Source organism: Streptomyces tritici (genome assembly GCF_048500665.1).
Lineage (GTDB): Bacteria > Actinomycetota > Actinomycetes > Streptomycetales > Streptomycetaceae > Streptomyces > Streptomyces tritici.
In genome coordinates this window covers 3241438-3266128 of sequence record NZ_CP183183.1, presented here as the reverse complement: position 1 = coordinate 3266128, position 24691 = coordinate 3241438, and the positions used below count along the sequence as shown (strand labels likewise).

The 24691-nt window shown below is 72.7% G+C and carries 21 protein-coding genes, 6 tRNA genes and 1 riboswitch; of the genes, 16 read left to right on the top strand and 11 right to left on the bottom strand.

Annotated elements, in window-relative coordinates; translation table 11 throughout:
* The first annotated feature begins 32 nt into the window (after positions 1-32).
* Positions 33-1103 carry a phosphoribosylformylglycinamidine cyclo-ligase gene (gene purM / locus ACNJ93_RS14990; RefSeq protein WP_418957908.1) on the top strand — a complete coding sequence of 357 codons (1071 nt, stop codon included), beginning with the start codon at positions 33-35 and terminating at the stop codon, positions 1101-1103.
* Between the two features lie 140 nt (positions 1104-1243).
* On the opposite strand, the gene ACNJ93_RS14985 is transcribed toward purM, so the two are convergent.
* Complete coding sequence (locus ACNJ93_RS14985) at positions 1244-1498, bottom strand: DUF3073 domain-containing protein (RefSeq protein ID WP_418957907.1); 255 nt, start codon at positions 1496-1498, stop codon at positions 1244-1246.
* A 302-nt stretch (positions 1499-1800) separates the two neighbouring features.
* Positions 1801-2883, bottom strand: coding sequence for a Leu/Phe/Val dehydrogenase (locus ACNJ93_RS14980; RefSeq protein ID WP_418957906.1), 1083 nt, complete (start codon positions 2881-2883; stop codon positions 1801-1803).
* A 156-nt stretch (positions 2884-3039) separates the two neighbouring features.
* Between ACNJ93_RS14980 and ACNJ93_RS14975 the strand changes: the two genes are divergently transcribed.
* Both ACNJ93_RS14975 and bldC read left to right on the top strand, forming a co-directional pair.
* Complete coding sequence (locus ACNJ93_RS14975) at positions 3040-3888, top strand: hypothetical protein (protein WP_418957905.1); 849 nt, start codon at positions 3040-3042, stop codon at positions 3886-3888.
* A 576-nt stretch (positions 3889-4464) separates the two neighbouring features.
* Positions 4465-4671 carry a developmental transcriptional regulator BldC gene (bldC, locus tag ACNJ93_RS14970; protein WP_003949541.1) on the top strand — a complete coding sequence of 69 codons (207 nt, stop codon included), beginning with the start codon at positions 4465-4467 and terminating at the stop codon, positions 4669-4671.
* Between the two features lie 231 nt (positions 4672-4902).
* Here bldC and ACNJ93_RS14965 read toward each other — a convergent pair whose 3' ends face one another.
* The 3 genes from ACNJ93_RS14965 to hrpA all read right to left on the bottom strand — a co-directional run bounded on the left by ACNJ93_RS14965 (position 4903) and on the right by hrpA (position 9407).
* A complete protein-coding gene (locus tag ACNJ93_RS14965; protein ID WP_418957904.1) occupies positions 4903-5154 on the bottom strand; it encodes a DUF6274 family protein in 252 nt (83 codons plus the stop codon).
* A gap of 150 nt (positions 5155-5304) precedes the next feature.
* Positions 5305-5379, bottom strand: a tRNA-Asp gene (locus tag ACNJ93_RS14960).
* Positions 5380-5468: 89 nt separating this feature from the next.
* Positions 5469-9407: an ATP-dependent RNA helicase HrpA gene (hrpA, locus tag ACNJ93_RS14955; protein WP_418957903.1), complete on the bottom strand. Its 3939-nt coding sequence runs from the start codon at positions 9405-9407 to the stop codon at positions 5469-5471.
* Positions 9408-9524: 117 nt separating this feature from the next.
* Between hrpA and ACNJ93_RS14950 the strand changes: the two genes are divergently transcribed.
* Genes ACNJ93_RS14950 through ACNJ93_RS14940 form a run of 3 tightly spaced genes read left to right on the top strand, consistent with a single transcriptional unit; the run spans position 9525 to position 11664 of the window.
* Positions 9525-9899: a hypothetical protein gene (locus tag ACNJ93_RS14950; protein ID WP_418957902.1), complete on the top strand. Its 375-nt coding sequence runs from the start codon at positions 9525-9527 to the stop codon at positions 9897-9899.
* 59 nt (positions 9900-9958) lie between these two features.
* The gene (locus tag ACNJ93_RS14945; RefSeq protein WP_418957901.1) at positions 9959-10834 is read left to right on the top strand and encodes a DsbA family protein; all 876 of its coding nucleotides are present in this window, start codon (positions 9959-9961) and stop codon (positions 10832-10834) included.
* Positions 10831-11664 carry a cytochrome c biogenesis CcdA family protein gene (locus ACNJ93_RS14940; RefSeq protein WP_418957900.1) on the top strand — a complete coding sequence of 278 codons (834 nt, stop codon included), beginning with the start codon at positions 10831-10833 and terminating at the stop codon, positions 11662-11664. The genes ACNJ93_RS14945 and ACNJ93_RS14940 overlap by 4 nt, the downstream gene beginning before the upstream one ends.
* A gap of 37 nt (positions 11665-11701) precedes the next feature.
* Here the strand turns inward: ACNJ93_RS14940 and ACNJ93_RS14935 are convergent.
* The 3 genes from ACNJ93_RS14935 to ACNJ93_RS14925 all read right to left on the bottom strand — a co-directional run bounded on the left by ACNJ93_RS14935 (position 11702) and on the right by ACNJ93_RS14925 (position 11984).
* A tRNA-Phe gene (locus ACNJ93_RS14935) sits at positions 11702-11775 on the bottom strand.
* Between the two features lie 22 nt (positions 11776-11797).
* A tRNA-Asp gene (locus ACNJ93_RS14930) sits at positions 11798-11871 on the bottom strand.
* A gap of 40 nt (positions 11872-11911) precedes the next feature.
* A tRNA-Glu gene (locus ACNJ93_RS14925) sits at positions 11912-11984 on the bottom strand.
* A 138-nt stretch (positions 11985-12122) separates the two neighbouring features.
* On the opposite strand from ACNJ93_RS14925, the gene ACNJ93_RS14920 reads away from it, so the two are divergent.
* The 6 genes from ACNJ93_RS14920 (at position 12123) to ACNJ93_RS14895 (ending at position 16975) form a co-directional block, all read left to right on the top strand.
* Positions 12123-12473: a metallopeptidase family protein gene (locus ACNJ93_RS14920; protein WP_406861847.1), complete on the top strand. Its 351-nt coding sequence runs from the start codon at positions 12123-12125 to the stop codon at positions 12471-12473.
* Positions 12474-12573: 100 nt separating this feature from the next.
* Positions 12574-13200, top strand: coding sequence for a hypothetical protein (locus tag ACNJ93_RS14915; RefSeq protein WP_418957899.1), 627 nt, complete (start codon positions 12574-12576; stop codon positions 13198-13200).
* A 201-nt stretch (positions 13201-13401) separates the two neighbouring features.
* Complete coding sequence (locus tag ACNJ93_RS14910; protein WP_418957898.1) at positions 13402-15537, top strand: DEAD/DEAH box helicase; 2136 nt, start codon at positions 13402-13404, stop codon at positions 15535-15537.
* Positions 15538-15735: 198 nt separating this feature from the next.
* On the top strand, positions 15736-16257 hold the full coding sequence (locus tag ACNJ93_RS14905) for an FG-GAP repeat domain-containing protein (RefSeq protein WP_418957897.1): 522 nt from the start codon (positions 15736-15738) through the stop codon (positions 16255-16257).
* Positions 16258-16333: 76 nt separating this feature from the next.
* Positions 16334-16406: transfer RNA gene (locus ACNJ93_RS14900), tRNA-Lys, on the top strand.
* Between the two features lie 170 nt (positions 16407-16576).
* A complete protein-coding gene (locus tag ACNJ93_RS14895) occupies positions 16577-16975 on the top strand; it encodes a RidA family protein (protein ID WP_418957896.1) in 399 nt (132 codons plus the stop codon).
* A 3-nt stretch (positions 16976-16978) separates the two neighbouring features.
* Here ACNJ93_RS14895 and ACNJ93_RS14890 read toward each other — a convergent pair whose 3' ends face one another.
* Positions 16979-18571 (bottom strand): InlB B-repeat-containing protein, encoded by a 1593-nt coding sequence (locus ACNJ93_RS14890; protein ID WP_418957895.1) that lies wholly within the window; start codon positions 18569-18571, stop codon positions 16979-16981.
* A 143-nt stretch (positions 18572-18714) separates the two neighbouring features.
* Positions 18715-19713, bottom strand: a complete 999-nt coding sequence (locus tag ACNJ93_RS14885; protein WP_418957894.1) for a sigma-70 family RNA polymerase sigma factor — start codon at positions 19711-19713, stop codon at positions 18715-18717.
* Between the two features lie 208 nt (positions 19714-19921).
* Between ACNJ93_RS14885 and ACNJ93_RS14880 the strand changes: the two genes are divergently transcribed.
* The 4 genes from ACNJ93_RS14880 (at position 19922) to ACNJ93_RS14865 (ending at position 23380) form a co-directional block, all read left to right on the top strand.
* The gene (locus tag ACNJ93_RS14880) at positions 19922-20428 is read left to right on the top strand and encodes a rhodanese-like domain-containing protein (RefSeq protein WP_418957893.1); all 507 of its coding nucleotides are present in this window, start codon (positions 19922-19924) and stop codon (positions 20426-20428) included.
* 85 nt (positions 20429-20513) lie between these two features.
* A tRNA-Met gene (locus tag ACNJ93_RS14875) sits at positions 20514-20587 on the top strand.
* 208 nt (positions 20588-20795) lie between these two features.
* A complete protein-coding gene (locus ACNJ93_RS14870) occupies positions 20796-21953 on the top strand; it encodes a PP2C family protein-serine/threonine phosphatase (RefSeq protein ID WP_418957892.1) in 1158 nt (385 codons plus the stop codon).
* Positions 21954-22188: 235 nt separating this feature from the next.
* Positions 22189-22322, top strand: a riboswitch (cyclic di-AMP (ydaO/yuaA leader).
* A gap of 11 nt (positions 22323-22333) precedes the next feature.
* Positions 22334-23380: a M23 family metallopeptidase gene (locus ACNJ93_RS14865; protein ID WP_418957891.1), complete on the top strand. Its 1047-nt coding sequence runs from the start codon at positions 22334-22336 to the stop codon at positions 23378-23380.
* Positions 23381-23386: 6 nt separating this feature from the next.
* Here the strand turns inward: ACNJ93_RS14865 and ACNJ93_RS14860 are convergent, their stop codons facing one another.
* On the bottom strand, positions 23387-24685 hold the full coding sequence (locus tag ACNJ93_RS14860) for a PrsW family intramembrane metalloprotease (protein WP_418961413.1): 1299 nt from the start codon (positions 24683-24685) through the stop codon (positions 23387-23389).
* Positions 24686-24691: the final 6 nt, after the last annotated feature.

Genomic DNA, 24691 nt, shown 5'->3' with positions numbered 1-24691 from the left:
ACCCCGCAGTACCGACAGGAAAGCTCTTCAGCATGTCTGAGAAGACCACTGGTGCCAGCTACGCGTCCGCGGGCGTAGACATCGAGGCGGGCGACCGCGCCGTCGAGCTCATGAAGGAGTGGGTGAAGAAGACGCAGCGCCCCGAGGTCCTCGGCGGCCTCGGCGGCTTCGCCGGCCTCTTCGACGCCTCGGCCCTCAAGCGCTACGAGCGCCCGCTGCTCGCCTCGGCGACCGACGGCGTCGGCACGAAGGTCGACATCGCCCGCCAGATGGGCGTGTACGACACCATCGGCCACGACCTGGTCGCGATGGTCATGGACGACATCGTCGTCTGCGGCGCCGAGCCGCTGTTCATGACCGACTACATCTGCGTCGGCAAGGTCCACCCCGAGCGGGTCGCCGCCATCGTCAAGGGCATCGCCGAGGGCTGCGTCCTGGCCGGCTGCGCGCTGGTCGGCGGCGAGACGGCGGAGCACCCGGGCCTGCTCGGCCCGGACGACTTCGACGTCGCGGGCGCGGGCACGGGCGTCGTGGAGTACGACCGGCTGCTCGGTGCGGATCGCATCCGTACGGGGGACGCGGTCATCGCCATGGCCTCCTCCGGTCTTCACTCCAACGGGTACTCGCTCGTCCGCCACGTGGTCTTCGACCGCGCCGGCATGACCCTGGACCAGCAGGTCGAGGAGCTCGGCCGGACGCTGGGCGAGGAGCTCCTGGAGCCCACGAAGATCTACTCGCTGGACTGCCTGGCGCTGACCCGGACCACCGACGTCCACGCCTTCAGCCACATCACGGGCGGCGGTCTGGCCGCCAACCTGGCGCGGGTGATCCCGGACGGGCTGCACGCGGTCGTCGACCGGTCCACCTGGACCCCGGGCGCGATCTTCGACCTGGTCGGCCGGGCCGGACAGGTCGAGCGCCTGGAGCTGGAGAAGACGCTGAACATGGGCGTCGGCATGATGGCCGTCGTCCCGGCCGACTCGGTCGACGCCGCCCTCACCACGCTCGCGGACCGCGGGGTGGACGCCTGGGTGGCCGGCGAGATCACCGAGCGCGGCGAGCACACCACGGGTGCGGAGCTGGTCGGCGACTACGCCGTCTGAGCAGGGCCTGACGAGCCCTCGTGGTCACCCGACCGCGAGGGCTCGGCGGAATCCGGCCGCGGCTGACGTACCGCGTACGCGGAACGCACAGAAACCCGGTCCGGGAGGCCCGGACCGGGTCGGTGTGGATCAGTGCGAGGTCAAGCGCGACGCTGGGACGCCGCAGGACCGGACTGGTCGTCCTCGTCCTCGTCGTCGTCGTTGTACAACTCCGCGTACTGCGCGTACGGGTCGTCTTCCTCGTCGTCGTCCTCGAACGGCTCGCCATTAGGCGGTTGGCTCGAAGTCGATGCGCCCAGCTCATTGGCCAGACGCGCAAGGTCGGTCCCGCCGCTGCTGTACTTCAGCTGGCGGGCGACCTTCGTCTGCTTGGCCTTTGCCCGGCCGCGCCCCATGGCTCGACCCCCTCGGTGACGGGGCTCGACGGCCCCAGAGTCTTGACACGCGTTCATGATGCGGAACGGGCTCTCGTAAGAGAGACCGGCCCGTAGGGCTTCAACGGTACCTGCTTCCTCGGCCATACGGTACGCCGCCCGCATCACGTGCCCCGGAGCAGAACCTTCGAGGAGCCCTGTCCTCGCTGGTCAACCGCGATTTTAACCCCATCTTGAGGTCGACCCGCCGACCGGCGTGAGTCTTGTCTCTGCCTCTGGGCGAACCTCCAAACGAGGGACCCGGCGGGCCGACCTGTCAAGAATCAGCCGCGGCGCGCCTCCGCCATGCGCTGCTCGGCGATCCGGTCGGCCGCGGCGGCCGGCGGAACCCCATCGGCCTTCGCACGTGCGAAGATCTCCAGAGTGGTGTCGAAGATCTTCGTCGCCTTCTTCTTGCAGCGGTCGAAGTCGAAGCCGTGCAGCTCGTCGGCCACCTGGATCACGCCGCCGGCGTTGACGACGTAGTCGGGCGCGTAGAGGATCCCGCGCTCGGCGAGGTCCTTCTCGACGCCCGGGTGGGCGAGCTGGTTGTTCGCCGCACCGCAGACCACCTTGGCGGTGAGCACGGGCACGGTGTCGTCGTTCAGGGCGCCGCCGAGCGCGCAGGGCGCGTACACGTCCAGGCCCTCGACGCGGATCAGCGCGTCGGTGTCGGCGACCACGGTGACCTGCGGGTGCCTGTCGGTGATCCGGCGGACCGACTCCTCGCGGACGTCCGTGATCACGACCTCGGCGCCGTCCTCGAGGAGGTGCTCCACGAGGTAGTGGCCGACCTTGCCGACGCCCGCGACGCCGACCTTGCGGCCGCGCAGGGTCGGGTCGCCCCACAGGGTCTGGGCCGAGGCCCGCATGCCCTGGAAGACGCCGAAGGCGGTGAGCACCGAGGAGTCGCCGGCGCCGCCGTTCTCGGGGGAGCGGCCGGTGGTCCAGCGGTTCTCGCGGGCCACGACGTCCATGTCGGCCACGTAGGTGCCGACGTCGCAGGCCGTGACGTACCGGCCGCCGAGGGAGGCGACGAACCGGCCGTAGGCCAGCAGCAGCTCCTCGGTCTTGATCTTCTCCGGGTCGCCGATGATCACGGCCTTGCCGCCGCCGTGCTCCAGACCGGCCATGGCGTTCTTGTACGACATCCCGCGCGAGAGGTTCAGCGCGTCGGCGACGGCCTCGGCCTCGTTGGCGTAGGGGTAGAAACGGGTGCCGCCGAGGGCGGGGCCCAGGGCGGTGGAGTGAAGGGCGATGACGGCCTTCAGGCCGGAGGCGCGGTCCTGGCACAGCACGACTTGTTCGTGGCCTCCCTGCTCCGAGTGGAACAGGGTGTGCAGGACGCCGTCGGTCACATCGGTCACGGTGGTGACTCCCAAGTACGAAGCGGCGGTGAGGGGCCCCTCCTACGGGTGGGGAGGGACCGGTTCGGCAAGAGAGTAAGTCCTACGGGTTGGTAGATCCGCCGCAGTGCCGAGGATCACCCCCTGGGGGAGTACCCGCGTGGAAGGATTCGCGGCATGTCGGTCGTCTCCTCCGCGTGTGTCCCGTACGCCTCCTACCTGCGCGTGTACGAGCCGCTGGCGGCGTTCCCCGAGCCGGAGCGGGCGTACTGGGCGCGCTACGCGGAGCGCTCCGACACACCCACCGCGCAGGACGAACTCCGGCGCTCGCTGGCGGACTTGGCGCCGACCCCGCCGGTCCCGGTGCCGGTGCACGAGAGCGGCGACGCGTTCGTGGCGGAGGTGGACGGGGTGGTCCTGGTGTGCCCGTGGCGGACCCGGCTGCGGGGCTGGCTGGCGATGACGGAGCTGGTGGAGTCGCTGCCGGGGCCGCTGCTGGACGCGATGCTGCCGCCGGTGGTGCGGGCGCAGGCCGCGGCGGACTTCGAGCGCTGGCGGGAGCGGAACCCGGACGCGCGGCCGTGGATCCGTACGTCGGTGTGGGAGGTCCCGGTGCGGTGGTTCGCGCTGTTCGCGGACGAGGAGCGGGAGTACGCCCCCGGGGACGCGGAGGCGGCCCGGCCGCCGGTGCTGCGGTACCGGACGCCGATGGTGCAGGCGCGGCGGCGGCTCGCCCGGTCGCTGCGGACGCTGCGGGAGACGATCGACGAGGGGCCGCTGACGGAGGGTCTGGTCGACGTGGGTCGCTGGCTGGAGGAGTTCCATCCGCGCGCGCTGGTGGAGCTGGACTACGGGGGGCTGGTGCACACGATGCCGGCGGCGGCGCTGGAAGAGGACCGGTCGGCGGCGGACGTGGCCGAGGGGATCGCGGCGCTGCGGGACGGGGACGGCGAGGCGGCGGGCGAGGCGTACGGGCGGCTGATGGAGCGCTGGCGCGCGGTGCGGGACCGCCGGTTCGCGAACTGAGCGGGGTCGTCGGCGAACTGCCGAGCGAGGAACCGTCGACAAGCGGGCTGCGTCTGCTGTAAATGATCTTCATGGACGCGCGGGCCTTCGGGGACGCGCAGGGCGTGCCGGGTCCTTCGGGCGGCCCGGCGGGGGACGTAGGTCCCGATCCGGGCCTTTGGCTCAAGCGTGACGGACAGCACTTAGTGCACCCTTGCGCCCATCGCCCACCCTCGTGCCAAAATAGGACAAGGAGTCCGGGGAGGGTTCCTTCCGTCCAACTCTGGGCGGAATGCTCAGCATTGCACTCCATGGGGGGTCTGACGCCTCCTGATCGCTCTGTGACTGATCGTCACGGTGGCGTGACTGTCCGCTATGGCATGGTCCATCGGCTTCCGTCGCTGATGGACACCTGAGAGGGCAATTCCATCGGTTTGGCCGACGTGGCTGGACAGATGGTGTAGTTGTAGTGCCGAGGACAAGCCGTTCGTCCTATAACCGACTCGGCTCGCGTCCGCCATTTCGGGCAACGCGGGTCAAGGTGCAGAATTTAGAGGAAAGAACCGAGAAGGTTCGGTTCTCCCGAGGAGGCCGCTCATGACCGCTCGCACCCCTGATGCCGAGCCGCTGCTTACCCCCGCCGAGGTCGCCACGATGTTCCGCGTGGACCCGAAGACGGTGACCCGTTGGGCGAAGGCGGGCAAGCTGACGTCCATCCGCACGCTGGGTGGGCACCGCCGGTACCGCGAGGCAGAGGTCCGCGCCCTGCTGGCGGGCATCCCGCAGCAGCGCAGCGAGGCCTGAGACACCTGCAACACCCCGTAACACCGGGCTTCTCCGGGTCCCCCAATCCGGCCGCCCATCCCTAGCTCTGCCGACCGGTCGCCTGCCCCAACAGGCTCTGTGTCATTGATCGCGCTGGACTCCGCCGGGTCCAGCGCGATCTTTTTGTTGGCCGGCGAGGGTGGTGCAATTGCACATATTAAATGGGCCTGCTGTAGGGAGGGGGTAAGTGCGGGGGTTTCTGAAACTCTTTCAGTGACTCGCGTCACACTGCGGGACGGGGTCCTCGCCGCCGTCGCCGTCCGCCGCGGGGTCGTCGCCGGAGCCCTCCCCGGCCTCCTGCCCGGCTTCCTGCCCGGCCGGCTCCTCCGCCTCCATGGCGAGCCGCTGGAGGCGATGGCAGACGGGGCAGGTGCGTGTGACGTGTCCGTACCGCGACGCGGCCGCCAGATGCGCGCGCAGCAGCGCGCCGGTCTCGTGCCTCACCGTCGCCGCCGCCGCCATGCGCGCCACCTCCGCCGCCGTGGGGCCCCGCCCCCTGCATCCGGGGTACCGGCGCGCGATGACGCCGTCAAGACGCCCGGGCATACGCCGAAGGCGCCGTATACGACACGAAGGCCCGCACCTTCCGGTGCGGGCCTTCGATCTTCACTGCGGTCCTGACGGGATTTGAACCCGCGGCCTCCACCTTGACAGGGTGGCGAGCACTCCAAACTGCTCCACAGGACCTTGCTCGCAGCCTTTGTGTGCGTGGCTGCGAGGAAGACTGTACAGCAGCTCAGAGGGTGCGGTCGAACTGACGCAAGGCGACGCTCCCGCTACGGGGCCGCCGCGTCGATCGCCTTCACGATCCGCTTGTCCGAGACCGGGTACGCCGTGCCCAGGGCGTGGGCGAAGTAGCTCACCCGGAGCTCCTCGATCATCCAGCGGATGTCCGTGACCTCGGTCGGCACCGGACGGCCCTTCGGGAGCTGTTCGAGCAGCCAGGCGTACTCGTCCAGCATCTCGTGGACCTTCTCCATGCGCGTGGTGTCCCGCTGGACGCCCGTCGGCATCTGCTGCAGCCGGCGGTCGGCCGCGACCAGGTAGCGCATGAGGTCCGGCAGCCGGCGCAGGCCCGTACGGGTGACGAAGCCGGCCGGCATCAGCCAGGCGAGCTGGTCCCGGACGTCCGCCACGTTGCCGATCAGCGCCAGGCTGTTCGTCGCCTTCAGCCGCCGCTCGCACGCCTGCCAGGCCGCCAGGACCTGCTGGACCTGGGCGACCGTGCGGACGGTCAGCTCGACCAGGTCCGCCCGGACCTTGTCGAACAGCTTCCGGAAGGACTCCTCGTCCCACGCAGGCCCGCCGTGGTCGGCGATCAGCTTGTCCGCCGCCGCGGTCGCGCAGTCCTCGAACAGCGCCTGCACCGAGCCGTGCGGGTTCCGCGACAGCGCCAGCTTCTGCTGGTTGGTGAGCTTGTCCCCGGCGAACTTCGCCGGGTTCACCGGCACGTTCAGCATGATCAGCTTCCGCGTGCCCCGCCACATCGCCTCCGCCTGCTCTGCCTCCGTGTCGAAGAGCCGTACGGAGACGGAGTCGCCCGCGTCGACCAGCGCCGGGTACGCCTTGACCGGCTGCCCGGCCCGGCGGGTCTCGAAGACCTTCGTCAGCGTGCCGATCGTCCAGTCCGTCAGCCCCGTGCGCTCCACGGACTGCCCCGAGCCGCTCGGACCCGCCGCCGCGGCCGCCGCGGCCTTGGAGAGGGCCTGACGGGCCTTGGGGCGCAGCTTCAGCTTCAGCGCCTCCAGGTCCTTGTCCTCGGCCAGCCTGCGCCGCCGCTCGTCGACGATCCGGAAGGTGATCTTGAGGTGCTCGGGGACCTTCGCCCAGTCGAAGTCCTCCGGCGCGACCGGCACGCCGACCATCCGGTGCAGCTCGCGCGCCAGCGCCGTCGTCAGCGGCTCCTGCACGGGCACGACCGTGTCCAGGAAGCGGGCGGCGAAGTTCGGCGCCGGGACGTAGTTGCGCCGGATCGGCTTGGGCAGCGAGCGGATCAGCTCCGTCACGACCTCCTCGCGCAGGCCCGGGATCTGCCAGTCGAAGCCCTCGTCGGTGACCTGGTTGAGCACCTGCAGCGGAATGTGGACGGTCACGCCGTCCGCGTCCGCGCCCGGCTCGAACTGGTAGGTCACCCGGAACTTCAGCTGCCCCTGCCGCCACGCGTCCGGGTAGTCGTCCTTGGTGACCGCGCCGGCCTTCTCGTTGATGAGCATCTCGCGCTCGAAGTCGAGGAACTCCGGTTCCTCATGGCGCTTGTGCTTCCACCACGAGTCGAAGTGCGCGCCGGACACGACGTGTTCGGGCACCCGCTTGTCGTAGAAGTCGAAGAGGGTCTCCTCGTCGACGAGGATGTCCCGGCGGCGGGCGCGGTGCTCCAACTCCTCGACCTCGGCGAGGAGTTTGCGGTTGTCGGCGAAGAACTTGTGATGCGTGCGCCAGTCGCCCTCGACGAGCGCGTTGCGGATGAACAGCTCGCGGGACGCCTCGGGGTCGATCTTCCCGTAGTTGACCTTGCGGTCGGTGACGATCGGCACGCCGTAGAGCGTCACCTTCTCGATCGCCATGACCGCCGCCTGGTCCTTCTCCCAGTGCGGCTCGCTGTACGTCTTCTTCACCAGGTGCTGCGCGAGCGGCTCGATCCACTCGGGCTCGATCCTCGCGTTCACCCGGGCCCACAGCCGCGAGGTCTCGACCAGCTCGGCGGACATCACGAACCGCGGCGGCTTCTTGAACAGCGCCGAGCCCGGGAAGATCGCGAACTTGGCGTTCCGCGCGCCCAGGTACTCGTTCTTCGCGCCCTCCTTCACGTCCTTCATGCCGACGTGGGAGAGCAGGCCCGCCAGGAGCGAGACGTGGACGGTCTGCTCGGGGGCGTCCTCCTCGTTGACGTGGATGCCCATCTGCTTGGCGACCGTCCGCAGCTGGGCGTAGATGTCCTGCCACTCGCGGATCCGCAGGAAGTTCAGGTACTCCTGCTTGCACATCCGGCGGAAGGAGCTGGAGCCCCGCTCCTTCTGCTGCTCGCGGATGTACCGCCACAGGTTCAGGTACGCGAGGAAGTCGCTGGTCTCGTCCTTGAAGCGGGCGTGCTGCTGGTCGGCCTGGGCCTGCTTCTCGGCGGGCCGCTCGCGCGGGTCCTGGATGGACAGCGCGGCCGCGATCACCATGACCTCGCGCACGCAGCCGTTCTTGTCCGCCTCCAGGACCATCCGGGCCAGGCGTGGGTCGACGGGGAGCTGGGAGAGCTTCCGGCCCTGCGGGGTGAGCCGCTTCTTCGGGTCCTTCTGCGCCGGGTCCAGCGCGCCCAGCTCCTGCAGGAGCTGCACGCCGTCGCGGATGTTGCGGTGGTCCGGCGGGTCGATGAAGGGGAACTTCTCGATGTCGCCGAGGCCGGCCGCGGTCATCTGCAGGATGACCGACGCCAGGTTCGTCCGCAGGATCTCCGCGTCCGTGAACTCGGGCCGGGACAGGAAGTCGTCCTCGGAGTAGAGCCGGATGCAGATGCCGTCGGAGGTACGGCCGCAGCGGCCCTTGCGCTGGTTGGCGCTGGCCTGGCTGACCGGCTCGATCGGCAGCCGCTGCACCTTGGTCCGGTGCGAGTACCGGGAGATCCGGGCGGTGCCGGGGTCGATCACGTACTTGATGCCGGGGACGGTCAGCGAGGTCTCGGCGACGTTCGTGGCGAGGACGATCCGGCGGCCGCTGTGGGCCTGGAAGACGCGGTGCTGCTCGGCGTGCGACAGCCGGGCGTACAGGGGGAGGATCTCCGTGTTCCGCAGCTGCTTCTTGACCAGCGCGTCCGCGGTGTCGCGGATCTCCCGCTCGCCGGAGAGGAAGACCAGGATGTCGCCGGGGCCCTCGGCCTGCAGCTCGTCGACGGCGTCGCAGATCGCGGTGATCTGGTCGCGGTCGGCGTCGTCGGAGTCCTCCTCCAGGAGGGGCCGGTAGCGCACCTCGACCGGATACGTACGGCCGCTGACCTCGACGATCGGGGCGTCGCCGAAATGGCGGGAGAAGCGCTCCGGGTCGATGGTCGCGGAGGTGATCACGACCTTGAGGTCGGGGCGCTTCGGCAGCAGCTGGGCCAGATAGCCGAGCAGGAAGTCGATGTTGAGGGACCGCTCGTGCGCCTCGTCGATGATGATCGTGTCGTAGGCGCGCAGCTCGCGGTCCGTCTGGATCTCGGCGAGCAGGATGCCGTCGGTCATCAGCTTGATGAAGGTCTCGTCCTGGTTCACCTGGTCGGTGAACCGGACCTTCCAGCCGACCGCCTCGCCCAGCGGCGTGCGCAGCTCCTCCGCCACGCGCTCGGCGACCGTGCGGGCGGCGATCCGGCGGGGCTGGGTGTGTCCGATCATGCCCCGGACGCCCCGGCCCAGCTCCAGACAGATCTTCGGGATCTGGGTGGTCTTGCCGGAGCCGGTCTCGCCCGCGACGATCACGACCTGGTGGTCGCGTATCGCCTCGGCGATCTCGTCCTTCTTCTGGGAGACCGGCAGCTGCTCCGGGTACGTGACCGCGGGCACGCGGGCGGCGCGCCCGTCGACGCGCTCCTTGGCCTTGCCGGCCTCGGCGGCGATCTCGTCCAGGACGGCCGCGCGGGCCTCGGGCTTGCGGATGCGGCGGGCGCCTTCGAGACGGCGGCCGAGCCGGTGCGCGTCCCGCAGCGAGACCTCGGCCAGCACGGTCTGGAGGGCGGCGAAGGAAGTAGACATACGGAATCCAGGATCGCACCTGCCGCCGAGAACCGGCGAACCGATTTACGGGGCCTCTTCCCGGGCCCGGGGTGGGGCGGTGCGTAATATTTCGGGCACCCGACCGGAAGGCCCCCCATGTCCCGCAGCGCCGCCCGCGTGCCGGCGGCGTTCGCCGCGCTGGCCGCCGTGGTGCTGGGGCTCCTGACCTGCGGGACCGCCTCGGCGGGCACCCACGCGGCCGCCGCCGCTGTCGCCGCCGTCGCCGACGTGACGGCGGACCCCGGGGAGCCCGGCTGCGGGCGCGGCCACCCGGCCGGCGAGGGGGCCGCGGGCCCCGTCGTACCGCCGCGCGTCCAGGGCTTCGGGGAACTGCTGCCGGCGCTCGTGGCCGGCCGGCCGGTCCGCGGGCACGGGGCGGCGGACGTCCTCGTCCGGGACCTGGCACCGGGGCCCGAGCCGCCGGAGCTCGTACCGCCGTCTCCGCCCGAGCTGTCGGTCCTGAGGGTCTAGGCGGACGGCCGCGCTCGCCGTCGTCCGTCTCTTCTCCCTGCTCAGGAGCGTTTCCCCGCATGTCCAGGTCCAAGCCGATCACCCTCGTCGCCGCCGTGGCCGTCGCCGCAGCCGCGCTCGGTCTCGTCTCGTACACCGCCACCAAGCCCGACCCCCGCGGCGCCGGCGTCTCCGCCGTCGCCGAGGCGCCCGCCGAACCGACCTCCGGCGTCTACCCGGAGCTGGAGTCGTACGCCCGGCGCGACGCCTCCGACGGGCTCGCGCTCGGCCGCGCCGACGCGCCCGTCGTGCTCATCGAGTACGCCGACTTCAAGTGCGGGTACTGCGCGCAGTTCGCCCGGAGCACCGAGCCGCAGCTGGTGAAGAAGTACGTGGCGGACGGCACCCTGCGCATCGAGTGGCGGAACTTCCCGATCTTCGGCGAGGAGTCGGAGGCCGCGGCCCGCGCGTCCTGGGCGGCGGCCCGGCAGGGGCGGTTCTGGGAGTTCCACCGCGCCGCGTACGCGGAGGGCGCGAAGGAGAAGGGCTTCGGCCCGGAGCGGCTGACGGCGCTGGCGAAGGCGGCCGGGGTGCCGGACCTGGCGAGGTTCGCCGCGGACTCGGCGAGCGCGGCGGCCCGGAAGGCGGTGACGGCGGACCAGGAGCAGGGGTACTCGCTCGGGGCGACGTCGACCCCGTCGTTCCTGGTGAACGGCCGGCCCATCGCGGGGGCGCAGCCGCTGGAGACCTTCGTCGAGGCGATCGAGGCGGCGGCCCGGACGGCGAGGGCGAAGGGCACGAAGGCAGCGGGCCCGTCGGGCTCGCCGTCGGGCGCGCCGTCGGGCGCGGCGTCTGGTTCGGCGTCTGGTTCGGCGTCGGGCGCGGCCACGGTTTCGCCGTCGGTCGCTGCCTCGCGCGTGCCCTCGCCCTCGGCGTCGGCGGGTGCCTCCCGGTGACCGGCGAGTTCGGGTATCTGGCCGCCCTCCTGGGCGGCCTGCTCGCGCTGCTCAGCCCGTGCAGCGCCCTGCTGCTGCCCGCGTTCTTCGCGTACTCGATCGACTCGCCGGGCCGGCTGCTCGCGCGGACGGGCGTGTTCTTCGCGGGCCTGGCCACCACCCTCGTCCCGCTGGGCGCGGCCGGCTCGTTCGCCGGCCGGCTCTTCTACGGCCATCGCGACCTGCTGGTGACCGCCGGCGGCTGGCTGATCATCGGCCTGGGCGGGCTGCAGATCCTGGGCCTGGGCTTCGCCTCGCGCCGGCTCGCCGAGGTCGGCGGCCGGATCCGGCCGACCACGGCGGTCTCCGTGTACGCGCTCGGCCTGGTGTACGGACTGGCCGGCTTCTGCGCGGGCCCGATCCTCGGCAGCGTCCTGACGGTGGCGGCGCTCAGCGGCAGCCCGGCGTACGGCGGACTGCTCCTCGCGGTGTACGCGCTGGGCATGGCGGTCCCGCTGTTCCTGCTCGCGCTGCTCTGGGAGCGGTACGACCTGGGGAAGCGGCGCTGGCTGCGCGGCCGGCCGCTGCGGATCGGCCGCTTCGAGGCGCACTCGACCTCGCTGCTGTCCGGGCTGTTCTTCGTGCTGCTCGGCACGCTGTTCCTGGTCTTCGACGGCATGACGGCCCTGCCGGGCCTGCTGTCGGTGGACGCCTCGTTCGCGGTGGAGCGGCGGGTGGGGGAGCTGGGCCGGGTGGTTCCGGACTGGGCGCTGCTCGCGGGCCTGGTGGCCGTGGTGGGCGGGGTCGTCGGCGTACGGGCCGCGCGGCAGAGGCAGACGCGGCAGACATAGCGGAAGGCCCCCGTCCGAGGACGGGGGCCTTCGTTTGTGGCTGGGGCCGGGGTCGAACCGGCGACCTATCGCTTTTCAGGCGATCGCTCGTACCAACTGAGCTACCCAGCCACGAGGCTGTTTCCAGCCTCAGCGATCCTGACGGGACTTGAACCCGCGACCTCCACCTTGACAGGGTGGCGAGCTAACCAACTGCTCCACAGGACCTAGGTTGTGTACGAGCACTAGTCTCGCACACGGTGGTGCGTGCCCCCAACGGGATTCGAACCCGTGCTACCGCCTTGAAAGGGCGGCGTCCTGGGCCACTAGACGATGAGGGCTAAGGGCCCACCTGGGCGCTTCATCAGCGCGTCGGGGACGTGAGAAGCATATGGGATGGCAGCGGGTATCGCCAAAACGGTTTCCCCGGGCCCGGTGAGAGCCGCCCCGGGCGGGCGTCCTCGGGGGACAATGGCCGCGTGCTGGAGATGACGCGCGAGGAGTTCGAGGAACTGGTCGCCGAGGCGCTGGACAGGATCCCGCCGGAGCTGACGCGGCTGATGGACAACGTCGCGGTGTTCGTGGAGGACGAGCCTTCTCCGGACGACCCCGAACTGCTCGGCCTGTACGAGGGGACGCCGCTGACGGACCGCGGCGAGTGGTACGCCGGGGTGCTGCCGGACCGGATCACGATCTACCGCGGGCCGACGCTGCGGTTCTGCGAGTCGCGGGAGGACGTGGTCGCGGAGACGGAGATCACCGTGGTGCACGAGATCGCGCACCACTTCGGGATCGACGACGAGCGGCTGCACGCGCTCGGCTACGGCTGAGCCGCGATCCTTTCGGATCGCCGCCGTTTCGGGCGTGTCCCTTGTGGCACACGGGGAGTTGGGCTGTGAAACGCGTTCTCCCCTCCTGGAGGTGCCCTCCGTGCGCTCACTGCCCACCCCCGTGAGATGGGCCGCCACCGCGCTGGCGGTCGCCGCCTGCGCCGCACTCGGCGGCTGTATGAGCGTGACCGACGAGGGGGCGAAGCCCGCGCCCGGGAAGTCGGCGGGGAAGCGGGAGGGCGTGGCGGCCGAGTCGGCCGGCGGCGCGGGCTCCGGCGGCGGGGCGCGCGAGGGCGCTCACGGGTACGGCGGCGGCGCCGGGAAGGACGGCGAGCGGGGCGAGGAGCCCGCGGACGGGGCCTCGCCCGGGCCGGGGGCCTCGCCGAGCCGGCCCGGGAAGCCGGCCGCGCCGGGCGCGGGCGGCGGGAAGCCCGGACCGCAGAAGCCGGAGGAGCCGCCGGGGCACGGTCAGCCGCAGGAGCCGGGCGCGCCGAGCGCGCCCGGGAACCCGGGCGGCGGGGGCGAGGAGCCGCCGCCGGTCGACCCGACGCCGACGGAGCAGCCGCCGGGCCCCGACCCCTCGCAGAACCCCGACCCCGGCCCGGATCCGTCCGGACAGCCGTCCGCGACGCCCGGCGCGGACACCCACATGGGGGCGATGAAGGCGGCCGACGGCTCCGGTGGTCCGACCGAGCCGAAGGCATCGCCGCAGGTCGGACCGGTGTGACGCAGCCCGGTTTGCCTTGAGCGGGGGAGGGTGCGTATGGTGGTAGATCGTTTGATCCCATTTGCCCGGCGCCGACACCGAAGAGCGCCGTGACTGGCGCGTACTCTCCCTTGCCGTGGCTGACCGCATTGAGGCGGTCGTAGTGCGAAAACACGGAGTTGACGGGCGCGTGCCGAGACTCCGGAAGGTTTCGCATTTCGCATGTCCATTTTCAGTTCTGATCACGCCGTCGTGCCCACGAACGACGACGCCATCGACGCCATCGACACCCTCGACGTCGACAGCGAGCTCGTCGAGACGGCCGCCGAGGCCGACTCCGAGCCCACCCTCACCTTCGGCGACCTCGGTCTGCCCGAGGGCGTCGTGCGCAAGCTCGCGCAGAACGGCGTGACCACCCCCTTCCCGATCCAGGCCGCGACCATCCCGGACGCCCTGGCCGGCAAGGACATCCTCGGCCGAGGCCGCACCGGCTCCGGCAAGACCCTCTCCTTCGGCCTGCCGCTGCTGGCCACCCTGGCCGGCGGCCAGACCGACAAGAAGAAGCCCCGCGGCGTCATCCTGACCCCGACCCGCGAGCTCGCGATGCAGGTCGCGGACGCCCTCCAGCCGTACGGCGACGTGCTCGGCCTCAAGATGAAGGTCGTCTGCGGCGGTACGTCGATGGGCAACCAGATCTACGCCCTGGAGCGCGGCGTCGACATCCTCGTCGCCACCCCCGGCCGCCTGCGCGACATCATCAACCGCGGCGCCTGCTCCCTGGAGCAGGTCCAGGTCGCGGTCCTCGACGAGGCCGACCAGATGGCCGACCTGGGCTTCCTGCCCGAGGTCACCGAGCTGCTCGACCAGGTCCCCGAGGGCGGCCAGCGTCTTCTGTTCTCCGCCACGCTGGAGAACGAGATCGACAGCCTGGTCAAGCGCTACCTGGTGAACCCGGTCACCCACGAGGTCGACCCGTCCGCCGGCGCGGTCACCACCATGACCCACCACGTCCTCGTCGTGAAGCCGAAGGACAAGGCCCCGGTCACCGCCGCCATCGCCGCCCGCAAGGGCCGCACGATCATCTTCGTCCGCACCCAGCTCGGCGCCGACCGCGTCGCCGAGCAGCTGCGCGACGCGGGCGTGAAGGCGGACGCGCTGCACGGCGGCATGACGCAGGGCGCCCGTACGCGGACGCTGGCCGACTTCAAGGACGGCTACGTCAACGTCCTCGTCGCCACGGACGTCGCCGCGCGCGGCATCCACGTCGACGGCATCGACCTGGTCCTGAACGTGGACCCGGCCGGTGACCACAAGGACTACCTGCACCGCTCGGGCCGTACCGCCCGCGCCGGCCGCTCCGGCGTGGTCGTCTCCCTCGCGCTCCCGCACCAGCGCCGCCAGATCTTCCGCCTGATGGAGGACGCGGGCGTGGACGCCTCGCGCCACATCGTCGGCGGGGCGGGCGCGTTCGACCCCGAGGTCGCCGAGATCACCGGCGCCCGTTCGCTGACCGAGGTCCAGGCCGACTCGGTGAACAACGCGGCCAGGCAGGCCGAGCGCGAGGTCGCCGAGCTGACCCGTCAGCTGGAGCGCCTCACCAAGCGCGCCGCCGAGCTGCGCGAGGAGGCCGAGCGCCTGGTCGCCCGTGCCGCCCGCGAGCGGGGCGAGGACCCGGAGGTCGCGATCGCGGAGGCGGCGCAGGCCGCCGAGGCGGAGGCCGCTGCCGAGGAGGCGAAGGCCGCGGCGGAGCGCGAGCGGGAGCGTGAGCGCGAGCGCCGTGACGACCGGGGCAACTTCGAGCGCCGCGGCGACCGCGGTGGCGACCGCCGGGACGACCGCGGTGGCGACCGTGGCGGCTTCCGCCGGGACGACCGCCCGCAGGGTGGTTTCCGCCGGGACAACGACCGCCGTGACGACCGTCGCGACGGCGACCGTGGTGGCGACCGGGGCGGCTTCCGCCGCGACTTCGACCGCCGGGACAACGACCGTCGTGACGACCGTGGCGGCTTCCGCCGCGACGACCGCCGTGACGGCGACCGCGGTGGCTTCCGCCGGGACGACCGCCCGCAGGGTGGTTTCCGCCGGGACAACGACCGTCGTGACGGCGACCGTGGCGGCTTCCGCCGGGACGACCGCCCGCAGGGTGGTTTCCGCCAGGACAACGACCGTCGTGACGGCGACCGTGGCGGCTTCCGTCGCGACGACCGCCCGTCCGGCGGCCACCGCGGCAGCGACCGTCCGTTCAACCGCGACCGTCGCGACGACCGCCCGTACGGCCGCCGCGACGACCACCGCGGCACCGGCGCGTCGTCCTTCGGCCGCCGCGACGACAAGCCGCGCTGGAAGCGCAACGGCTGACGGTCGGTAAGCACCTGAGCAAAGGCCCGTACAAGCAGATCGCTGCTTGTACGGGCCTTTGCCGTACGGTTCTTTGAACGGGTTCGAAACCCCCTCGCGCGGCGGGACCGGCGACTGTTAAGGTCGGGCCCCCTGTGGTGGGAGGTGCGGCCGGGGGGCCTGCGAGACCCTCCCCACAGGGTCTTCCTGGGAGGGGACTTGCTCCGCACGCCGGGGGCGGCGTACACGAAGGCCGGTTCCGGGTTCGGTGGGATGAACGTGCTCACCTCGGCCGGGGACCTGACCGGGGACGGGCGGGCCGATCTGGTCGCGCGGAACGGGGACTCGCTGTACCTGTACGCCGGGAAGGCCGGCGGGACGCTCGCCGCCGGGGTGCGGTTCGGGTCCGGGTGGTCCGCGTTCACCCACGTCGTGGGGACCGGGGACCTGGACGGGGACCGGATCGGGGACCTCGTCGCACGCAAGAGCGACGGGTCGCTGTACCGGTACTCCGGTGCGGGCGGCGGGAAGCTCAAGGCCGGAGTGAAGATCGCCTCCGGGTGGGGGGCCTCGTACACCTCGATCGTGGGCGTCGGCGACCTCGACTCCGACGCCAGGCGGGATCTGGTCGCCCGTGACCGGGCCGGACTGCTGTTCCGGATCTCCGGGAACGGCAGGGGCGGATTCGGCGCGCCCGTGCAGATCGGGTCCGGCTGGGGCTCGTTCAAGGGGCTGTACTAGAAACGGCGCGGCCGGTGATCCGATACCCGATCGGCTCACCGGCCGCGTCCGGCTATGCTCGGGGGTGACGCGCCGAGGGCCGTTAGCTCAATTGGCAGAGCAGCGGACTTTTAATCCGTTGGTTGTGGGTTCGAGTCCCACACGGCCTACCGAAAGGCGGGCGAGGGGGAAGCCTCTCTCCTCCCGCGCAACGCCCCGACCGGGACCGACCGGTCGGGGCGTTGCGCGTTCGCGCGGCCGGTCGCCTCCTGCCGGCCCGCCGACCCGAACCGACCGATCCGTCCGGCCCGTACCGCCTGCCTGTCGCAAGGGAGTTCACGTGCAGCATTTCGTCCGTCCCGCCGGGAGCCCGCCCGTCAACGGGTACAGCCACGCCGTGGCGTTCACCGGAGCGATGGTCGCCGTCTCCGGGCAAGTGCCGCTGGACGCCGAGGGGAGGATCGTCGGCGAGGCCGACGCCGGCGCCCAGATACACCAGGTCTTCGCGAACGTGGACACGGCGCTCCGGGCGGCCGGAGCCCGTCTCCGGGACGTGGTCAAGCTGACCGTGTACCTCACCGACCTGGACGACCTCGACGCGTTCCGCCGGATCCGTGACGAGTACCTGGACATGGCCCGCCCGCCGGCCTGCTCCCTGGTCAAGGTCGCCGGGCTCGTCCATCCGGCCTTCCGCGTCGAGGTCGACGCCCTGGCCGCCCTGCCTCCCGCGGACGCGTGAGGTTCAGGGCGCGGGGCTGAAGCGGGCCTTCAGCGTGTGGGGCTTCGTCATGGGGAGCGCCAGGGTGTCGCCCTTGTGGGGGAGCGCTGCGCCGTCCAGTTCCCAGCCCGCGAAGACGTGGCCCTTCTTCGGTGTCGCCGTCACCGTGACCTCCGTCCCCGGCCGGTAGGGCCCCCACGTGGCCGGGGCGACCGTGCCGGCCGTCGCCGGGGCCGCGGCGAGGGTCAGGGCGTGGCGGGCGACCGGGGTCGCCGGCGTGCGGTACGCCGCCACGATCGGGGCCGTCCAGCGGGCCACGCGGGCGTTGTCGTTGTGCGCGTCGCCCAGTGGCTCGCCCTGCCAGCCGCGCACCGTGTTCGCGTACCGGTTGACCGGGGCGCACTCCCCGGGGCAGGACGAGCCGTACGCCATCAGCGTGTGGAAGCGGCCGTCGGCCGTGATCCAGCCGGTGCTGTACGGGGTGGTCAGCGAGCGGGTGTAGTCGAGGCCGCCCGTCTGGCGCTCCAGGGTGGCCCGGTCGTGCCAGAGGCCCAGGTTGTGGCCCACCTCGTGGCCGAAGTTGAACCAGTCGACGACGCTGTCGACGTCCGTCACCGAGTACGCCTGGTGGTCCGTGGTCGCCGCAGGCGGCTGCGGCAGGCTGCCGTACCCGGTGCTGGTCCCGGCCGGGACGGTGACCAGGAGGGCGGCGAGGTCCGCGCCGTGACGCTCGCGCAGTTCGGCGGCGGGCGCGCCGAGTTCGCGGTCGTCGGGGTCGGCCAGCCTGCCGTACACCTCCTGCGCGCGCTCGCTGCCGTCGTACGCGGCCTCGTACACCGCCACCACGTCGACGCTCGCCCGCACCCCGCTGTCCGCGAGCGCGCTGTCGAGGGCGGCGTCGGCGAGGGCGATCCGCGCGCGCATCGCCGCCGCGCCGCCGATGCGCTCCGCGGACTTCGGGGTGTGACCGACGAGCAGGTCGATGACGACGGGGTCGGGGTCGGTGGCGGGGGCGGCGGCCGGTTCCGTCGCCGGCCCGGGCGGCGGGGTCGGGTGGGCGGCCCCTCCTGGTTCCGTCGCCGGCCCGGACGGCGAGGCCCCGGGGGCCGGCCCTCCCGCCCCCACCTCGTCCGGCACCGGCTGCGGCCGCTTGCCCGGGTCGACCTCCGCGATGCGGACCCGGCCCGGCCGGCCGGGCGCGGCGGAGAGCGTGTACGTGTACGGGCCCAGGGTCACCACCGCGTCCACCGCCGTCGACGCGGCCCGGGCCTCCGGGGCGCAGGCGCCCGTCACTGTCAGGAGCACCGTCCGCTCCGGCCGGCCGGGGACGTGCCCCGCCCAGGTCACCGTGCCGCGCGCGTCCCGCTCCACCCGGTCCGCGACCGCCGTCACCGACACGTCGGGGAAGAGGTCCAGGGTGCGGGTGCCCGGCGCGCCGGCCGGCCGGGCGGCGCACAGCGCGGCGTACTCCTTCGGGTCGAGCCGCTCCGTACGGCTGCGCAGCACCCACGCCGGCTCGTCGGCCACCGGGTCCGTGTCGGACGACGCCGGGGGCGCGGCCAGCGACGCGAGGGCCAGCAGCCCCGCGCCGACGAGCAACGAGCGGTGCCTGCGCATGACTTCTTCTCCTGACGGGTCGGTGCCCGGCTCGGTGCCGGTGCGGGCTCGGTCCGTCGGTCAGTGAAGAGGCCCGGCGCCCGCCGGGGCCAGGGAAGGGCGCGCGCCCAGACCCGTACGAAGGGTTCCTTCACCCGTCCGGGTCACTCCCGCGGCGCGTCCGTGCCGGCGCCGGGGTCCAGGGCGGTCACGTCCAGCCGTGCCAGGCGCTCCGGGTCGGCCAGGATGTCGATCTGGACGATCCGGCCCTCCTCGGAGACCGTGAAGGCGAGCAGCGCGGCGGGCCGCCCGTCCTGTACGGAGAGCACCCCGGCGCTGCCGTTGACGAGCACCGGCACCCCGACCGCCTGGAAGCGGGCGAAGGTGAGCGCCTGCGAGGCGACCGCCTCCGGGCCGCGGACCAGCTTGGTGGCGGCGGCCCGCAGCGAGCCGCCGTCGGCCCGCAGGACGACGTCCGGGTCGAGCACGGCGAGCAGCCCCTCGAAGTCGCCCCCGCGGGACGCGGCGAGGAACGCGTCGACGACCTTGCGCTGCCGGACGACGTCCCGCTCCGGCTGCGGCGCCGTGCCCTGCACCCGGCGGCGGGCCCGGCTGGCGAGCTGGCGGGCGGCGGCCGGGGTGCGGTCGACCAGCGGGCCGATCTCGTCGAAGGACACGCCGAACATGTCGTGCAGCACGAACGCGAGCCGCTCCGCCGGGTTCAGCGTCTCCAGGACGACGAGCAGGGCGAGGCCCACCGAGTCGGCCATCAGCGCCTGCTGCTCGGGGTCGGTGGTCCGGGCCACCGGGTCGGGGGCGGCCCGGATCACCGGGTCGGGGACGTGCACCCGGGCGTCCAGGGAGTCCTCGCGGCGGGAGGTGCGGGAGCGCAGCATGTCGAGGCAGACCCGGCCGACGACGGTGGTCAGCCAGCCGCTGAGGTTCTCGACGGCGGAGGTGTCGCTGCGGTTCAGCTTGAGCCAGGCCTCCTGGACGGCGTCCTCCGCCTCGCTGACCGAGCCGAGCATCCGGTACGCGACCGCCCGCAGGTGATCGCGGTCCGCCTCGAAGCGCCGGGCCAGCAGCTCGCGGTCCGGCGCGCTCGCGCCTCCCGGGGCGTCGGTGTGCGGGTCCGCGTGCGTCTCCTGCGGTTCCGGGTTCATGTCTTCCGTCCGTTCCCCTCGTCGGACCGGCGTGGTCCCGGTCCCCACCGTCATGACGGGCCGCGGGGGGACGATGTGACCGTCCGGCGTCCCGGCACGTGAGATCCGCACCGGATCGCGCCGCACGCGCGGGAATCCCCGGCCGGACCCGGCAAGCACCGGGATTCCCCACTTCAGCCCGATGATCTTCGTCCGTAGGTTCTCAGACATGACGACGACGCACACCCAGAACGCCCAGACCGCCGCGACCACCGCCAACCCCGTGCTCCGCGTGCCGCCCGCCTCCCCGGCCGCGGCCGCCGCGTACTTCTCCGCGAGCCTGGCCTTCCACGCGGACGTCTCCGACGTCGCCGCCGCGCTCGCGGCCGGCGGCGACCCCGGCTTCGTGCTCCTCGACTCCCGCTCCACGGCCTCCTGGGACCAGGGCCACGTGCCCGGAGCGGTCCACCTGCCGACCGCGCAGATCCCCGAGCAGGCCGAGCGGCTCCTGGACAAGGCCGTCCCGGTCGTCACGTACTGCTGGGGCCCCGGCTGCAACGGCGCGACCCGCGCCGCCCTGGCCCTCGCCGAGCTCGGCTACCAGGTCAAGGAGATGCTCGGCGGCTTCGAGTACTGGGTGCGCGAGGGCTTCGCGTACGAGACCTGGGAGGGCCCGGCGGGGCGCGCCGCCGACCCGCTGACCGCGCCGGTCGACGCCGAGGACTGCGGCTGCTGAACGGCGGGTGAGACCAGGGTCACGCCCCTGTGGCGAAAAGCGATTTCCGATGCTGTCCGCGATGACGTACTGTTGGGTTCACCGACGCGGGGTGGAGCAGCTCGGTAGCTCGCTGGGCTCATAACCCAGAGGTCGCAGGTTCAAATCCTGTCCCCGCTACTGAAGACGAAGGCTCGGATCCATCAAGGATCCGGGCCTTCGCGCATGCCCGGCCCTCGGCTGCCCCGGCCCCCGCAAGTCACAGGCCCTCGCGAGCGGCCCCGTCCCCCGGACGGCCGACGGCGGGTCGCCGCGGGGCGCGGCTGCGGCCAGCCTGGATGGGGCGGAGCACCGTCCGCGGCTCGGGCGGACCGGCAGGAGACCACAGGTGGGGCGACGATCGGCGGGCGGAGGGAAGAACGGCGAGGCGAGGCTCTCGCCGGTTCAGCGACGCTTCGTCCGCGCCCTGCCCGCGCTCGTCATCCTCGGCGGCGCGGCCTTCGACCTGTCCACGCCGCCCGAGTACACCGCGGCCCCGCTGTACTCGGCCGCCCCGCTGATCGCCGCGCCGCTGTTCTCCTTCCGGCTGACCCTGCTGACCGTCGTCGTCGCGGTGCTCGCCAGCTTCGGACTGCACTGGTACAACGACACGGCCGGCGACGTTCCCGCCATCACCGAGAACCTGACCGTCCTGACGGTCTCCGCCTTCGCGCTGCTCATCAACCGGGCGGTGCAGCGCAGCGGCGAGCGGCTGGCGTCCGCGCGGGTGATCGCCGAGGCGGCGCAGAAGGCCGTGCTGCCCACCCCCGCCGAGCGGATCGGCGCGCTGCACGTGGCGGCGCGGTACGAGGCGGCGCAGGCGGACGCGTTCATCGGCGGCGACCTGTTCGCGGTCCAGGACACCCCGTACGGGGTGCGGCTGGTGGTCGGCGACGTCCGCGGCAAGGGGCTGGACGCGGTGGAGGCGGTGGCGGTGGTCATCGGCGCGTTCCGGGAGGCGGCCGAGCAGGAGGCCGCGCTGGAGGGCGTGGCGCAGCGGCTGGAGCGGGCGCTGGCCCGGGAGGGCAGGCGGCGCGGCAGCCTGGACGCCTTCGAGGGCTTCACGACCGCCGTGCTCGCCGAGATCCCGGGCGGCCGGGAGCGGGTGCGGATCGTCAACCGGGGCCATCCGGAGCCGCTGCTGCTGCACGTCGACGGAGGGCTGGAGCGGCTGACGCCGAGCCAGGCGGCGCTGCCGCTGGGCATGGGCGACCTGGGCGCCTGGCCGGACCGGGTGGACGACTGGCCGTACCCGCCCGGCGCGACGCTGCTCTTCTACACGGACGGCCTCTCCGAGGCGCGCGACGAGCACGGCGCCTTCTACGCGCCGGGGGAGCGGCTCTCCGGCCGGATCTTCCCGGGGCCCGGGGAGCTCCTGGACGCACTGGTCGACGACGTGCGCCGGTACACCGGGGGCGGGTCGACGGACGACATGGCGCTGCTGGCGGTGAGCCGGCCGGCGGAGGGCCAGCCGGAGCGACGGCGGACGATGCCGGTGGTGCCGTGACGATGGGTAGTCGCGGGATCTCGGAGAGATAACGACTGACGGGGCGTCACTTCGCGTGGATCCGGCCGGCGGTCGCCGACGCGGGGCCAACTCGCCCGTTTCCACCCTGTTCTGGAGGATTAAGTCCAGGCCAAGGGGCGGAACGATCAAGAGGAACAGCTTGGAATCGGACCCCCGTGTCTATTAACGTTCGATAACGCAGCGCGGTCGTCCCAGCCGTCGCAAGAGTCGGCACCGTGCGCGTGCGCCGAATCCCGCAAGGGAACCGGGGAACCACCACTTGGGGTGAATCGGGTCGCACCCGACCCGTAGGAGACCTTCCTGCTCCGAACCCGTCAGCTAACCCGGTAGGCGAGAAGGAAGGAAAGGAGTACGCCTCCGTGGCGTCCAACCCTGCTGTCCCCCAGACCCATTTCGACGTGTACGGCCCCGCGGCCGGCGTCCCGGCCGTCGGTGGGGGAGGCGAAGGGGAGGAGTGGAACCCCGGCGAGGACGTGCTCCGCCCGGCCCGCGGCCGGCACCGTGTCGTCAAGCAGCGCAGCATCGCCCGCAGTTCCACCGTCCTCGGCGTCGGCGTCATCGCGGCGGTCGGCGCGGGCGGCCTGGCCACGGCCAAGGAGAAGCCCCCGGTCGCCATCTCGCTGCCGGACATGAACCTGCCCGCCGCCGCGGACCTGCCCGGCGTGGGCGACCTCATCGCCGACGAGCCCGCCGCCGTCAACGACGGCGTCGAGCCGCTCACCCAGTCCTCCGTGGCCCTCGCCGCCGACGGCTCCCAGAGCGGCGCCGACGCGGGCGAGGCCCTGCGCGCCCGCATCCTCCAGCAGGCCGAGCAGCAGCAGGCGACCGCGGAGGCCCAGGCCAAGGCGGCCGCCGAGAAGGCCGCCGCCGAGAAGGCCGCCGCCGAGGCGAAGGCCCAGCAGACCGCGGCCGCGGCCGAGGCGAAGGCCGCCGAGGAAGCGAAGCGCAAGGCCGAGGCGGAGGCCGCGGCCAAGGCGGAGGCGGCCCGCATCGCGGCCCTCGCCGCCAGCTACGCGCTGCCCACCTCCTCGTACACGATCACCTCCGAGTACGGCCAGGCCGGCTCCATGTGGTCCTCCGGCTACCACACCGGCCTCGACTTCGCCGCGCCCACCGGCACCCCGGTGAAGGCCGTCCACGGCGGCACCATCAAGTCGGCCGGCTGGTCCGGCTCGTACGGCTACCGGATCGTCCTGGAGCTGGAGGACGGCACCGAGGTCTGGTACGCCCACCTGTCCTCGATGACCGTGAGCGCGGGGCAGAGCGTGGGCACCGGCGACACGATCGGCCGCGTCGGCGCGACCGGCAACGTGACCGGCCCCCACCTCCACCTGGAGGTCCACACCGCGAGCGGCGCGGGCATCGACCCGGCCGCCTGGCTGCGGGAGCACGGCCAGAACGTCTGACGCGGCTCAGGCCCGGTACGGATTCGGGCCCGTGTAGTCGCGGTGCGGCGGGGGCGGCGGCACCGGCCGGAGCCGGCCCGTGGCGCCCGCCGCGTACGTGAGCGCCGGCGAGGCGAACGCCTTCCGCTGCCACAGGTGGTGCAGCAGCTCCTGCTCCCGCGCGGCGAAGTCCGGCTCCGCCGTGCCGCGGTGGGCCCGGTCCCGCAGGAACGCCAGGCTCGTCGCGAAGACCTCGTACTCGTGCACCGCGCGCCCCGCGGCGGCGCCGTACGCGGCGGAGGCGTACGAGCGGGCCACGGCGCGGGCCCGCATCGAGGACAGTGCCAGCGGCTCGGCGGGGGCGAGCCAGCCGGCCGCCGCGTACGCCGGGAGCCGCCCGGATATCGTGCGCAGCTCGCGCTGCCGGCTCCAGATCGCGAGCCAGGTCAGCAGGGCGAAGGCCGGCACCATGAACGCCCCGTACACGGCGAGGAAGCCCAGCGGGCTGCGGACGGCCGAGCCGTTCCACAGCGCGTGCACCCCCATCGCCAGCAGCAGCCCGCCGAGCGGCAGCAGGACGCGGCGGACCCGGTGCCGGCGGGCGGTGGCGGCGGCGAGCCCGAAGCCGATGCCGGTGCACACGGTGAACAGCGGATGGGCGAACGGCGTCAGCACGATCCGGCCGAAGAAGGTCATCACGGTCTTCGAGCCGAGGACGCCCGCGCCGGTCGCCAGGTCCTCGCCGAAGGCGTTGCCGAGATACAGGACGTTCTCGGTGAACGCGAAGCCGGTCGCGGTGAATCCGGCGACCACGACGCCGTCGACGAGGCCGGTGACGCGCGGGCGGCGGAACAGGAAGAGCAGAAGCAGGGCCCCGGCCTTGACGCTCTCCTCGACGACCGGGGCCACGTAGGTCGCGCCGAGGCTGAGCAGGTCGTCGGGGTCGGTGGTGGCGGTCGCGCCGGCGATCCAGCGGAGCGCGAAGGTGTTGGCGGTGAACGCCATGAGCGCGGCGGCGCCCGCGCCCCAGGCGAACGCGAAGATCAGGTTCTTCCAGGGGCCCGGGTCGACCCGGTCGAGCCAGCGGAACGCGGCCAGCAGCAGCGGGACCGGGAGCACCGCCAGGCCGAGGCCGACGAGGAAGCCCTCGGTGCCGGTCTTCTCGCGGAGCACGACCAGGAGCACCAGGCCGCAGAGCGCGAGCACGCCGAAGACGGCGGCGGCGCGCAGGGCCCGGCGGTGCCGGAGCAGCCGCCGCGGACGGTAGCGCCACTGGGCGCGGTCGCCCGGAGCGGCGGGCGGGGCGTCGGCGTCGGCGGTCGGCACGGGGTG

Bases quoted from the DNA above. Each gene is read 5' to 3' on its own strand.
- purM (WP_418957908.1), top strand. From the start codon at position 33: ATGTCTGAGAAGACCACTGGTGCCAGCTACGCGTCCGCGGGCGTAGAC.
- ACNJ93_RS14985 (WP_418957907.1), bottom strand. From the start codon at position 1,498: ATGGGGCGCGGCCGGGCAAAGGCCAAGCAGACGAAGGTCGCCCGCCAG.
- ACNJ93_RS14975 (WP_418957905.1), top strand. From the start codon at position 3,040: ATGTCGGTCGTCTCCTCCGCGTGTGTCCCGTACGCCTCCTACCTGCGC.
- bldC (WP_003949541.1), top strand. From the start codon at position 4,465: ATGACCGCTCGCACCCCTGATGCCGAGCCGCTGCTTACCCCCGCCGAG.
- ACNJ93_RS14965 (WP_418957904.1), bottom strand. From the start codon at position 5,154: ATGGCGGCGGCGGCGACGGTGAGGCACGAGACCGGCGCGCTGCTGCGC.
- hrpA (WP_418957903.1), bottom strand. From the start codon at position 9,407: ATGTCTACTTCCTTCGCCGCCCTCCAGACCGTGCTGGCCGAGGTCTCG.
- ACNJ93_RS14950 (WP_418957902.1), top strand. From the start codon at position 9,525: ATGTCCCGCAGCGCCGCCCGCGTGCCGGCGGCGTTCGCCGCGCTGGCC.
- ACNJ93_RS14945 (WP_418957901.1), top strand. From the start codon at position 9,959: ATGTCCAGGTCCAAGCCGATCACCCTCGTCGCCGCCGTGGCCGTCGCC.
- ACNJ93_RS14910 (WP_418957898.1), top strand. From the start codon at position 13,402: ATGTCCATTTTCAGTTCTGATCACGCCGTCGTGCCCACGAACGACGAC.
- ACNJ93_RS14890 (WP_418957895.1), bottom strand. From the start codon at position 18,571: ATGCGCAGGCACCGCTCGTTGCTCGTCGGCGCGGGGCTGCTGGCCCTC.
- ACNJ93_RS14885 (WP_418957894.1), bottom strand. From the start codon at position 19,713: ATGAACCCGGAACCGCAGGAGACGCACGCGGACCCGCACACCGACGCC.
- ACNJ93_RS14880 (WP_418957893.1), top strand. From the start codon at position 19,922: ATGACGACGACGCACACCCAGAACGCCCAGACCGCCGCGACCACCGCC.